This window comes from Staphylococcus sp. mip270_02 (genome assembly GCF_054031535.1).
Genome location: NZ_CM132934.1, coordinates 1459641 through 1473046, shown reverse-complemented (window position 1 = coordinate 1473046; position 13406 = coordinate 1459641). Strand labels below are relative to the sequence as shown.

Annotated in this window: 12 protein-coding genes; 4 read left to right on the top strand and 8 right to left on the bottom strand. The window is 29.6% G+C overall.

The features are described from left to right. Positions 1 to 23 precede the first annotated feature (23 nt). Together ecsB and ecsA are read right to left on the bottom strand one after the other, a co-directional pair. Positions 24 to 1247 (bottom strand): ABC transporter permease EcsB, encoded by a 1224-nt coding sequence (gene ecsB, locus ACW5YJ_RS06895; protein WP_457338606.1) that lies wholly within the window; start codon positions 1245 to 1247, stop codon positions 24 to 26. Continuing rightward, positions 1244 to 1981 carry an ABC transporter ATP-binding protein EcsA gene (gene ecsA, locus ACW5YJ_RS06890; RefSeq protein ID WP_017723161.1) on the bottom strand — a complete coding sequence of 246 codons (738 nt, stop codon included), beginning with the start codon at positions 1979 to 1981 and terminating at the stop codon, positions 1244 to 1246. Before ecsA ends, ecsB begins: the two co-directional genes overlap by 4 nt. A gap of 128 nt (positions 1982 to 2109) precedes the next feature. Here ecsA and ACW5YJ_RS06885 point away from each other — a divergent pair, with 128 nt between their 5' ends. The 4 genes from ACW5YJ_RS06885 (at position 2110) to prsA (ending at position 4992) form a co-directional block, all read left to right on the top strand. Next, on the top strand, positions 2110 to 2535 hold the full coding sequence (locus tag ACW5YJ_RS06885) for an HIT family protein (protein WP_017723162.1): 426 nt from the start codon (positions 2110 to 2112) through the stop codon (positions 2533 to 2535). Between the two features lie 79 nt (positions 2536 to 2614). Continuing rightward, positions 2615 to 2986 (top strand): YtxH domain-containing protein, encoded by a 372-nt coding sequence (locus ACW5YJ_RS06880; RefSeq protein ID WP_017723163.1) that lies wholly within the window; start codon positions 2615 to 2617, stop codon positions 2984 to 2986. A 238-nt stretch (positions 2987 to 3224) separates the two neighbouring features. Continuing rightward, entirely contained in the window at positions 3225 to 3788 is a 564-nt protein-coding gene (locus tag ACW5YJ_RS06875) for a DUF3267 domain-containing protein (protein WP_017723164.1), read from the top strand. A 211-nt stretch (positions 3789 to 3999) separates the two neighbouring features. Beyond that, on the top strand, positions 4000 to 4992 hold the full coding sequence (gene prsA, locus ACW5YJ_RS06870) for a peptidylprolyl isomerase PrsA (protein WP_017723165.1): 993 nt from the start codon (positions 4000 to 4002) through the stop codon (positions 4990 to 4992). A gap of 184 nt (positions 4993 to 5176) precedes the next feature. Here the strand turns inward: prsA and yhaM are convergent, their stop codons facing one another. From yhaM to xdrA, 6 genes are all read right to left on the bottom strand, one after another. After that, positions 5177 to 6118, bottom strand: a complete 942-nt coding sequence (gene yhaM / locus ACW5YJ_RS06865) for a 3'-5' exoribonuclease YhaM (RefSeq protein ID WP_017723166.1) — start codon at positions 6116 to 6118, stop codon at positions 5177 to 5179. Then, positions 6118 to 9051: an ATP-binding protein gene (locus tag ACW5YJ_RS06860; RefSeq protein WP_153672512.1), complete on the bottom strand. Its 2934-nt coding sequence runs from the start codon at positions 9049 to 9051 to the stop codon at positions 6118 to 6120. Before ACW5YJ_RS06860 ends, yhaM begins: the two co-directional genes overlap by 1 nt. Before the next feature lies 1 nt (position 9052). Next, positions 9053 to 10237, bottom strand: a complete 1185-nt coding sequence (locus tag ACW5YJ_RS06855; protein ID WP_017723168.1) for a metallophosphoesterase family protein — start codon at positions 10235 to 10237, stop codon at positions 9053 to 9055. Positions 10238 to 10732: 495 nt separating this feature from the next. Further along, positions 10733 to 11077 carry a YlbF/YmcA family competence regulator gene (locus ACW5YJ_RS06850; protein WP_017723169.1) on the bottom strand — a complete coding sequence of 115 codons (345 nt, stop codon included), beginning with the start codon at positions 11075 to 11077 and terminating at the stop codon, positions 10733 to 10735. Between the two features lie 68 nt (positions 11078 to 11145). After that, positions 11146 to 12276, bottom strand: coding sequence for a DUF445 domain-containing protein (locus tag ACW5YJ_RS06845; protein WP_017723170.1), 1131 nt, complete (start codon positions 12274 to 12276; stop codon positions 11146 to 11148). Between the two features lie 259 nt (positions 12277 to 12535). After that, a complete protein-coding gene (gene xdrA / locus ACW5YJ_RS06840) occupies positions 12536 to 13000 on the bottom strand; it encodes an XRE family transcriptional regulator XdrA (protein WP_017723171.1) in 465 nt (154 codons plus the stop codon). Between the last annotated feature and the right edge of the window lie 406 nt (positions 13001 to 13406).

Sequence of the window (13406 nt, the reverse complement as noted above, 5' to 3'; positions counted from 1 at the left end):
TGTATTGAGTAACGACCACTTTTTTAATCTTTTAATAATGATTCTTGATATTTAAGTTTTTTGACTACATTTCTGATGGTTAACCACCCTACTAAAAAGAATAACAAGCCATAATAACTATACATCGGTAATGTGATTGCATAAACGATTACAAACAATACCCCAACAATAAACATGAGTCTATATAGAAATTGTTCATAACCTTTTATTACTTTAGTATCCGGAATCGGCCAAACTTGTGGCCACAAGCCATAAGCTTGCTGCGTATAAAACTGAGCCATTTGTAATAAAACTATATACATAAACAGACTACCTATGATTAGAGTAATTAATGGTTGAGCTAACCAAAACATTAAAATCATCGCTAATACAACTAATCTTAATATTATGTTAAACGCATCTTTACCTCTTGCAAAACTTCTAATAAATAAATAAAGATACATATAATTTTCATTAAATTTCTTATTTTTCGGCGTAATTAACAATGGATCAAGATAACTTCTACGTACTGCTGTTTCCTTTAAATGCTTAACATCGGTAAACATATTTACAAATTTATAGTAATTCATATGGTGTTGTTGTTCTGATTTAATCATTCTTTCCCAAGGGAATAATTGATTTTTATTTTGATATTTAAGCAAAATGGCTAATCCAATTAATACGAATATAGAGGTTAAGCTAGATAAGTTTTTTGCATCTAACGCAACATAGTATCCTGAAGCATAAACGATAAATAATACAAGATGGAGAGACCAACTTTCTAATTTATATTTGTACCATTGCCATTTCACTAATAATCCTAAATAAGGCATAACCAGCATTAACACAGCAAACAGTATATAAAATTCAAATGATCGGTTATTTATTACGAAAAACAATGGAAATAGTACGATTAAAATTAAAAGCTGAAGTCCTATTCGGGAAAAATAACTATAAACTAGCGATTGTGTCATGTATATTTCCATATTTTTTTCGAAGGGTAATAAAAACAACTTATCCGCATCTTTCAGTAAAGTCCTTAATGGAAACATTGAGGTAATAGCCACAATAACACTCGCAATCAAAGCATAATTAATATGTTGCGGAATAGATTTTAACCAATCACCATATCCTAATATAAATGCACCTAATAAAATTACAAGGAATACTGAAAAATGACCATTGAAAATAAATTTATTATAATATTGCTTTTCTTTACTGATTTCTTTTTTTCTACTAGAAAATAATTGCTTAGCATCCTGCATCATGAATTATTGCCACCTTGTGTTACATGGATGTATATCTCATCTAGTGTTTTACCTTCTAAACCTGTCTGCTTTCGAAGTTCTTCCAAATTTCCGAAAGCAACTATTTCGCCTTCATCCATGATTAAAAATCGATCACAATATCTTTCCGCAGTTGCTAAAATGTGTGTGCTCATTAAAACTGTTCGATTTTCATTCTTTTTCTCAACCATTAAATCTAACATTGATTGGATTCCTAAAGGATCTAAACCTAAAAATGGTTCATCAATAATGTATAGTTCAGGATCTACTATAAAAGCACATATTATCATTACCTTTTGTTTCATTCCTTTAGAAAAATGACTTGGGAAGATATCTAACTCATCTTCTAATCTAAAAGTCTTAAGTAATGGGCGTGCTCGTTCCATTGCTTCTTCCCTACTAATATTGTAAGCCATAGCAGTCATATAAATGTGTTCTTGTAATGTTAGTTCTTCGTATATGACTGGCGATTCAGGAATATATGATAGTTTCCTTCTATAAGTCTCGACATCTTGATTAATGTTGATATCAGAAATAGTTAGACTACCTTCCATTGGGGTCAGTAATCCTAACATATGTTTAATTGTTGTACTCTTTCCTGCACCGTTCAACCCAATAAGACCAACAATTTCTCCTTGATTGAGTTCAAAATTTATATTTTTAATTACAGGTCGTTTACCATATCCACCTGTTAAATGTTCAACTTTTACTGTCATATGGCACCTCCACAATGTATATTGTATCAAAAATTAAGCTGTAGGTATAAATTTATTGCGAAAACTGACGTGAATAATATAGTAATGCTATAATAGGCAGTAACAATCTTACAAGGAGTGAAGCTTTTATGTCAGAAACAGTGTTCAGTAAAATTATTGATGGTGAAATCCCGAGTTATAAAGTATATGAAGATGAATACGTATATGCATTCTTAGACATTTCACAAGTTACAAAAGGTCACACATTATTAGTACCAAAGAAAGCATCTGCAAATATTTTTGAAACTGATAGTGAAACTATGACACATATCGGTGTTGCTTTACCAAAAGTAGCAAATGCTATTAAATCAGCTTTTAACCCTGATGGATTAAATATTATACAAAATAATGGCGAATTTGCCGATCAATCTGTTTTCCATCTTCATTTCCATTTATTACCAAGATATGAAAACGATGTGGATGGGTTCGGTTATAAATGGGAAACACATGCAGAAAGTATCGATGATGAACAAAAAGCAAAAATCGCAGAAGAGATAGCTGCTCACTTCGATTAAAAATGCTTACTTTATCACATATGGGGTATATAAAAATTATTAACCGTTGAGATATTATTTAGAAATGAGGAGAATTTTTATGAAAACAGCTCAAATATTATTAGGTCTAGGTGCTGGAGTTGCTACTGGTCTAGGCGTAGCGTTGATGAATCGTGATAAAAAAGATTCTAATGAATTTATTGAACACGCAAAAAAACCGGTGGGTGCTGAGTCTGAGTTTGATAGAGAAATCAATACAATTAAACAAAGTATAAACGACATCACTAACTATATTGCTCAAATAAAGTCTGAAAGTACTGAATTTGGTAGTTCAATAGGTGATGAAGTTAAAACAATGATTGGTGATTTCAAATCAGATATAGACCCTAATATCGAAAAACTACAATCTCATATAGAAAACCTTCAAAACCGTGGAGAAGAAATTACTAAAGCGTTCGAAAAAGATAATTAAGTTTATCTTGCCTCGGTTTAAGCTCTGTTGCTAACATTTCTGAACTGCAATTCACCCTTTATTTGTGTGAGTTGCAGTTCTTTTTTAATCTTTAGCTATTCAGACTTAAACCGTAATATAATACTTAATTTTAAGTGTATTACTAGAAACAAATTTATCTTGACGTTTTTTCTATTAAGATAGATAATACGAAAGTATATAGCATGCGAATTATAATATAAAGGAGTATGACCAAATAATGTATCTTTGTACACGGCAAATAGATATTAATGCGCGTTTTGGTTTACCTAGGATTGCTTTTCTTAGTTTAGTCACAACAATCATTACATTTCTCATTGCTTATGAAATTTTATACTTCTTTTCAAATACAAAGTTAACAGATAAATATTTTTTAGTTTTTTTGTTACTCGTATTAGTTTTATACCCTATTCATAAAGCAATTCATTTATTCTTTTTGTTTCCGTACTATAAATCATTTAAAAAGTATAAGTTATTAAAACAAAAAAACATCCCATTTTATAACACGTACGTTAACACGCCTGTAAACAAGTATTATTTTTGTTTTGATTTGATAACACCAGTTATTATAATCACTTGTGTTTGCGCTTATTTAAGTACTTTATTCCCGCAGTATGGACATTATCTAATGTTTCTTATTGCCTTAAACATGGGCTATTCGGTAATGGATTTTCTATATTTAAAGATTATTATATTTTCAAATGAAGGAACTTACATTGAAGAACATCAAACAGGCATCAATATATTAAATAAAGTTGAATCAAAACATGAACGTCATATATAACTTGTTATTTCAAAAGCTGTTTTTAACGAGTTTTTACAATTTAAATTATTTTGTCTAATGGGACAACAAAATCTTATTTTTGGAATTTGATTTTGTTGTCTTTTTTATTAACATCCTAATACTATAGTCTTAGAAATTGTGTTTCTAATTGGTGATTACACAATAATATGTTATATTTACGTTGTTATTCTTACAAAAGGAGTTTCCAACCATGAAAACATTGAAAAAAGTTATACTTCCTGTTACTGCAAGTGCATTATTATTGGGTGCGTGTGGTAACAGTGCAACAGACTCAAAAGAAGATACAATTATTTCTTCCAAAGCTGGTGACGTTAAAGTAGAAGATGTTATGAATAAAATTGGTGATGAACAAATTGCTAACAGTTCTTTCTCTATTTTATTAAATAAACTACTGGCTGATAAATATAAAGATGAAGTTAACACTAAAGATATTGATAAAGAAGTTGAAAAAGAGCAAAAACAATATGGTGGTAAAGACCAATTTGAAAGTATGTTAAAACAACAAAAAATGTCTCTAGGCGATTACAAAGAACAAAAAAAATTACAAGCTTATCAAAAAGAATTGCTTAATGACAAAGTAGATATCTCAGATAAAGAAATAAAAGAAGATACTAAAAAAGGCTCTCACATCTTAATTAAAGTTAAAGAAAACAAAGATGATAAAGAAGGCTTATCGGATAAAGATGCTAAAGCTAAAGCAGAAAAAATCCAAAAACAAGTTGAGAAAGATCCAGATAAATTTGGCGAAATTGCTAAAAAAGAATCAATGGATAAATCCTCAGCTAAAAAAGATGGAAGTTTAGGTTATGTTACCAAAGGTCAAATGGAAGATAAATTTGAAAAGGCACTCTTCAAGCTTAAAGAGGGTGACATTTCTGATGTAGTCAAAACTGATTACGGCTATCACATCATTAAAGCAGATAAGCAAGATGATTTTGATAAAGAAAAAGGGAAACTTAAAGCACAATTAATTCAATCTAAAGTTCAAAAAGAACCTAAATTATTAACAGATGCATATAAAGAGTTATTGGATGAATACAAAGTAGATTACAAAGATAGAGATATCAAAAAAGCAATCGAAGATTCAATCTTGGATCCTGAGAAAATTAAACAACAACAGCAACAACAACAACAGCAACAAATGATGCAACAAAGTGGTGCTGGTATGTCTACAGGACAATAGTAATTTTAAAAAGAGGTTAGGAAAATTCCTAACCTCTTTTTATATATTATAAATAAAAGCAATACATAAAAATGAGAGTAGGACGACGCACCCATTTTTAAATGTAATTGCGGCCCCACTCTCAATACTTAATTTTAAAATTTCTTTTATCAATCTATTTCAAGAAATATTCTAGCTTTAACTATTAATCTAAAGATGTCGGATTGTAAAATTGTCTACCATCTAATCCAAAGATACGTTCCGTAAATTGTCCTTTATTTGTTTTCTTAAATGCTTTTTCAAACATATTCATTTTCGCATCTATATTATCAATAAAGAACAATATTTCAGCTTCTTTCATGTGTGGTAATTTAGGTGATCCAAATTCCATTTTACCATGATGTGCTAAAATCATATGACGTAATAACAATACCTCTTCACCATCAATGTTTAATTCTCTAGCAGCTTCAGCTACCTCATCACTTGCAATCGAAATGTGCCCCAATAAGTTTCCTTCAACCGTATAAGATGTAGCTACTGGTCCACTTAATTCTCTTACTTTACCTAAATCATGTAAAATAATGGCACTATATAATAAGCTGCGATTCAATAATGGATAAATATCGCATATTGATTTAGCTACTTGCAACATTGTTAACACATGGTAACTTAAACCACTTGAGAAGTTGTGATGGTGCGTACTTGCAGCCGGAAATGTAAAGAACGCTTCTTGATGTTTACGTATTAAATGACGCGTAATACGTTGTAAAGTCGCATTTTCAATTTCTAACATATAATGTGAAATCTCTTCTTGAATTTCATCAGGTGTCATAGGTGCACCATCTACAAAATCTTGTGTTTTCATATTATCTTCAGGTGTAGCCAATTTTATTTTATTAATTTTCATTTGTTTACGGCCACGATAATTTATGATATCACCTGTAACGTGTACAATCTTTTCAGGCTCTAATACTTTCATATCTTCTTTACTTACAGTCCAAAGTTTCGCTTCAATATCACCACTTTTGTCTTGTAAATGAAGCGTCATATAATCTTTACCTTGAGCAGTTACACCTTGTGTAGCTCTATGAATCAAGAAAAAATGATCCACTGAATCTCCAGGATTTAAATTTTCAACATTTCTCATTATTTACCGCCTTCCTCGATTTTATTTAAAGTAATAATTTGTTTTGAAGGCACACTCGTATCTTTCACACATGTAAAATACAAAATTTGATAACTGCTTGGCATTTGTCTTAAATAATTCATCATGATATCTTTTCTATATTTATCAAAATGCACAAAAGCGTCATCAATAATAATTGGGAATGGATAATACGGTTTTAAAGTTTGAATTAAACTCAAACGTAATGCAATATATAAAATTTCTTTCGTAGACTGACTTAACTCTACAGGCTCATACATCTGTCCATTTGCTTGTTTTACCATTAAATCGTCATTAGCATATGTGATTTGCACATAATGACCATTTGTTAAATGCGAAAAGATATTTGTTGCTTCGTTTATCACTTGTGGCAAACGTTTATCTTTAATTTGCTTAATATGCCCTTCTACTAAAGCTTGTAGATAACTAAGACTAGCCCAATCTTTAGCTTCATCATTCACTTTGTTTTTAAGTATATGGAATCTATGTCTTAGATCAGCTAAAGTTTTATCTGTTTCCATATCTGTAATTTTAGCATTTAAATCACTTACTTGTGACTGTAGTTCTAAATATTGCTCATTATAATCATCTACTTGTCGTGCGAGTACTTCATCTTCATTAGTTAATTGCGCAGCAGTTTTCTCACTCAATCTAGAACTAGTTTCATAATTGTAATTTTGATTTTCTAGGTATTTTGATAAATCATTAAAACGTGCCATCTGTTGATGGTAATTTTGATGTTGAACATGATGTTGATAATAAGACTCTTCATCATTAACATTAACAAAATTAAATAATTGTGAAATTACATTACTATTTTCGTTTAATCTATTATGAAGTTGTGCAACCTCACTTTCAATCAACTTAATTTGTTCATTGTTTCTATTCCACTTATCTAAATTACTTGTTTCTTCTTTTAGCCATTGTCTTATATCGTGGAATAATGACAATTCATTAAAATATGAAAATTGCTTTTTAGTGATTTCTTGCGCATGAGCATAAAATTCATCTAATTGTTGTTGTAATTCATGTGCTTTTTCATGAAGTTCAGTAATATGAACATCATGTTCTTTTATTTTATTCATTGTATTAATACTATCAATAATTAATTCGTCAGACATTTTATTCGATAAGAACAAATCTGATTTAACGTCATTAATATTATTCTGAGCAGTTTGATAATGTTGTTTGGCTTTCTCTAATGTGTCTTCTAAATAAGCTGCTTTTTTATCGATTGCTTCTTTTGTTTTAATTGCAGTTTGATACTGTTCACGCACTCTATACTGATCATCCAAATCAAAATCAAGGTCATAATTTTCCTCTAAATGATTCACTTGATGCTGCAAATCATCAATCTCTTTTGAAAATGTTTCGCTATGTCCAATTTCTTTTGATTTTATAAAGAATATACCTACGATAAAGATAAGAGATAAAATTGCGAATACTACACCGAAAATAATATTTGCAGATACAAATGAGAAAATTGTTAACCCAATTCCTATTACTGCTAATATCATTAGACCTATACGTAATGAATTTTGTTTTTTTTCATTTTCACGTTGCTCAGTATCAAATGCCTCTTTCATTTTTTGATAGAGGTTATTTTTTTCTTGTAATTCAAATACTCTTTTATTATATTGCTTTTTCTTTTCAAAATTTTCTTCTGGAACAATGTCCGCTTCTAATGATTTTATTTCTACGTTGTTTGTGTCTTTATCAATTTTATTTTCTTCAATGTTACGTTCAAGTTGTTGTATATATGCAGTTTGTTCTTGCTTGTTTTTAATTTGATTACTCACGTGACTTTTCATTGCTTCAGAATCGTCTACTTGATGATGAACATCTTGCCAACCAATATTTGAACTTAGCCCTGATTTTTCACGTGTTTTATCTTGAATTTCTTTTTCTACAGCCTTTAATTCATATTCTTTTTGTTTAATTTCGTTTTCTTGTTGATGTAAATGATTAAACGCATCTATGTCACTTTGTTTTGGCACTTTTACTTTTTCATTTTCTGCTTTTAGATGTGCTAATCGTTCCTCACGTAAACCAATATCACGTTTTAAATTTTGTGTTTGTATTTTTGCAGATTCATAACGATCAATACCTTGTTCTGGAAACACTATTGGTTCAATATTTAATTGGGTTTCTAGTTGTTTCCATTCTTGAGTCTGTTCATGTAATGCAATCTCTTTTTGTTTTTGCTCATGCATTTTAGATAATTGTGTTAAATTTTGCTTTAAATTACTTAACCTACGTTCAGCTTTATCTTTATCATCAACTAATCTTTTATATGAAGTTAACTTTGCTTCTTCTTCTCTAATTTGTCCTTCAAGTTCTTTCAACTGTTCTAATTGTTGATTTATGATAGGATTACGACCATTTTTCTTATATAACATTTCTTTTTTATTGCTTAATATTTCGCGCATACTTGTAAATTCTGTTGAACCTAATGCACCTGCTTGTAACAGATAATTTTGTAATTGCGTTTCATCCATTTTTTTATGAATATCTTGAAGTCCAAGTACGTCAAAAGAAAAAATGCCTTGATATGTACGCTTAGATATAAAATTCAGTTCTTTATTCAACCAAGTTTCATCTTTAATAGTTCCGTTAGGTAAGTATACTTTTAAGTCACCTGTTGCACTGCCTTTAATACGTTCAACCTCTACTAACGATCCATCATCTTGAATTAAAGTTAATTTTCCACCGTATTGGTTTCCTAATCGAGGCTCTAAACGTGGCTCATTTTCTTTCTTAGTTGGGAAGCCGAAAAGTATGGAATGAATAAATGCTTGGATAGTTGATTTACCTGATTCATTTTCTCCATATATTTCAGTAAATGATTCATCAAATTCAATCTTTCTTTGTATAAATTTACCGTATCCATAAATCTCTAATGATTTAATTTTCATTTTATTCTCCCCTCATATCTGACTTCAAGAGTTCTTCAGCATGTTCAATAAGTTCTCGTCTATCAAAATCGCTATACTTTTCTAAATACTTAGATGCTTTAGGATTTAAATATAAGTCATTCATCGCTTGATCATATACAGTATTGTCCTCGATTAACTCAGGAGAAAATTCTTTAACTAATGTATTTTGATCATCATATTTATTCTTGATTGTTAAATCTTCAATAAATACAAAGTTATGTTCATTAGCCTCATAATCACTTATCATTTCATGAATTTGTAAAATATCTTGTTCCGGTATCCAATGATCCGAATCAACTATTACTTTAAGCTGATAGATTGCTTTACCGTTTTTTCTAACTTGCGTTTTAAATGCTTGTATATCATCAAAAAGACCTTGTTTAGACGTTTGTTTTGTTTCCAGAACAGCTTTCTCAAATCGTATAAATTGCGTTGGCACAAATTTAGCATCGAGATTTAAGTTGTCACCTTCAACGAGTAAACAACCTTTTTCACCAAGCTCTTTAAAGTGTCTTCCTTGTATATTGCCAGGATAATGTATCTGTGGCATATCGCTCAATTGTTGACGTTCGTGTATATGTCCTAAGGCCCAATAATGATACAATTTATTATTTAAGTCTTCTAATCTAAACTCTGTGTAACGGTCATTTGTACTAGTCTTACTATATGTGCCATGCAAAATGCCTATATGAATACCTTTATAACCTTGGCTAGTTGGATATTCATCAAGTTTATTCTCATAACTCGCATCATTTTGGTAGCTAAAACCATGAAGATAAATTTCTTCACCGTTTTTAGTTATCGTTTGATATGTTTCTACATTTTCAGAGAAAACTGATACATTATCTGGCCATACAGTAGCAATATTCGATGATAATGGATCATGGTTACCGTGACATAAATAGATAAAAATCTGTTCTCTTTCTAAACGTTCGAATTGTTCCTTTAAAAACACTTCTGCACGTAATGTGCGGTTTTGTTGATCAAATAAATCACCTGAAATAATCATAAAATCGATTTCTTCGGCTAATGCTAAATCTACTATTTTTTTAAAACTTTCATAAGCACTTTTTTGAATATCTTCGAAAATAGGCTGACTGAGATAATCTCTTGACTTAAAAGGACTATCTAAGTGTAAATCAGCACAATGAATAAATTTCACCATACAGTATCTTTCTCCTTTATTGAAAGGTTTATTTAAACTGATGCATATTTGATATTTCAGTAACAGATTACACGCTTCAACTAATACTAAAATTTATGCATACAAATACCTTGTATTAGTATATTTTACCACATTGCCTATTAGACAGTCGATAAAACAAAAGATGCTCAATTTAAGACGATATCATTTCAAATTATTATTAAATGACTTAGTGTTTATCCATTTCTACCGTTTTTTAATTAAAACAGAATCTTTAAAAAGACTCACAAAAAAATGAGGCTGACACATAATTATATGCCTCAGCCTCAAATATTGTATTGATAGTTACTACTAATTGGAATTGCGTTTAAATTAAGCTATTGCAATTATAGTCTCTACTACCATGATGGATGACAAAATCTTAGTTATAAAATAATTAGTTTTCTGTGCACCCCATTTAAACTACAACACTATATTTGTTTGTATCATAGTCTTCACACGTTAGACTAACAAAAATTAGTCAGCGTAAATTTCATCTAAAGGTTTTACAATGATTTGGTTAATTTCTTGGAATACTTGGCTCATATTTTGTTCAGCAGCCATTAATTCAGAAATGTTAGAATCATTTTCGATTTTTTGAGCTTGTTCTTGTGCTTTTTGTAGCTCTTCTTCACCGATTTCTTCACCTTGCATTTGTTTTTGTTGGAAATTTAATTGTGTTTCACGGAATTCATCAAATAAATCTTTTGATTCTTGATTTTCTTTAACTTTTGCATAAGCATTTTGAATAGCTTGATATTCATCACTTTCTCTTAATGCTTGTTCTAATTGATTTGCATGATCGTATAAATTTACTGCCACTATGCTTCACTCCTTTTTTGTATATGTGTGAAAACCACATCGATATTACAATAACATAATTTAATATGTTATACAAAAATTGCAATTACTCCTTGTAATAAACCAATAATACCACCTAATAAGAAACCTAATAACATAATTAATTTTAACTCTTTATTCGCTATATCTATAATAAGTTTTTCTATATATGCTAAATCAAACGTATTAATCTGCTGTTCGACCATTTGACGTAAATTAACTTTCTTCATAATTGGCGAGATATGTTTTGATGCATTTTCAATAATCACATTTGTTAGCTTTTGCGACACTTTATTTTCTAAAAATTGTATAAAGTTTGGCATAAGGGTATTTAGTGGCTTCGTTGCCATATTATTAATATCCATATAACCTATTGCTAAATCAGTTACTGATATTTTAAAAGATTGAAATTGTTGTTCATTTAGCACTTCACTTAACTGTTTGGATTTAAAGGTTGTATACTCATTTTCGATAATTTGATTTGCAATAACTTTCGCTTTGGGATGATTAGTCAATCTGATTAATTCATGTTGGATACGATCAGCAATACTTTCTTTCGTCATAAACATTTGTAATAACCCAACAATTTTTCCTTTTTCATTGAAGAATGTGTCTAACATTGATGCGATGTCTGAAGCGCCTTTTTCAGATTTCAAATAGACACGTGCTCTATCAAATAATAGTTCTGGTACTGCTTCAACCTTACTATCTAAACTTTTTTCAATATCTTCAGGAATTAATTGTGCAATTGAAGTATCCCTATGATCATAATAAAACAGTTCTAATTTTTCTGACATGACCGTTTCTAATTTCCTATTTGCTAATTGGCTAATATCTATATCCATTTTATTTGCTAAATAATCAAAAGATGTACGATTTTCCTTTAACTTCTCAATTTGTTTTTGTACTACTTCTTCGATTGCAGTCCTCGTCGCTGCTGCATTTAATTTGGACTGAATCATACTTTCAGTAAGTAAATGTTCTTCAATAACTTGCCCAATTTTATCAGCAATTTCTGCTCTTCGTTTGGGTATTAAACCTGGCGTGAATGGCACGCGTTTGTTAAAAATATAATATGTTTTGAATGGATGGAATAACATTTTCACCGCAATAACGTTCGTTACTCCGCCAATTAATGCACCAATTATCATCATAAATATAATTATTAAAAATGCATGCATAAAAGTTTCTCCTTTTTATTTTACTTGGTAACGTACTACAATATAAAAATTCACTCTTAAACATTGTACAATACATATAGTTTAATTGTGTAGAAGAATACACTTATTCATTTAAAAAAACAATTAAAAATAAAAAAAGACCTAAATCTTTTGTTTAGGTCAAGTAGTGTATAGTGACTAAATCATTCATATACAATTTAAAGTCCTATGTCACCAAATTATATAAATAATGATTCTTCTATCACAAATTGAATTAATATTATACGTGCATTAACTCTTCTTTAGAAATTCTACCAAAATACGTTTCTGCTTCTCTTAATTTAGAAGTACCAAATATTGGTTGTGTTTCTTGGTTAAGTACGCGATAAATATCACTTACTTTATTGCTTTGTAAGATGAAACCATTACGGCTATCAACAGTGTTCCAGTAGATGTCACTTGTTGTTGAATGGTTAGGGTATGCACAGTGATTACGAGAAATAGTTTGTACCATTTCTAGAGGATCACAACCAAATGTACTATTTAAAACATCTGAATCTCTAAATAATGCACAAATTGAGACACATGTTGTCCAGTTAGGTAGTACTCTTTCTTTTTCTATTTGTACTAAAGTCTTTTTTGAAAGACCAATAGTTTGGGCCATCGTATCTTGCGTATAACCTGCTTCAATACGTACCATTTTAAATTTTGTTTGAATTAAATCTGTGAAATTCTGTCTATCCATTACTTTAATCTACCTTTCATCTAAAGAATATTTTATCCGGACACAAGAAATTGCAATAATACACGCTTCTTGAAACACAAATTACATCTTAATACAATTTTTAAGAAAATAAAAGAGTGAAATCAAATTTTCATCGTTTTTTATCATTGGCGCAATTATCAAAATAATCAATCTTATATCTTATAATTTAGTTAAAAACAAAAATCACTTTGTTTGTAAGCGTATTATTTTCATAAAAAGTGTCATTATCCATCATTACTTATTACTCATAAAAGATAAAAACACTATTCATTATTATAGCCTATTTCTACTATAATAGTATAGTTAAAAGTATAAATTGTTCTATTTTTATTGAAAAACATTTTATTTATTTACATTGTTCAGAATATTCCCTATAATTTTAAGT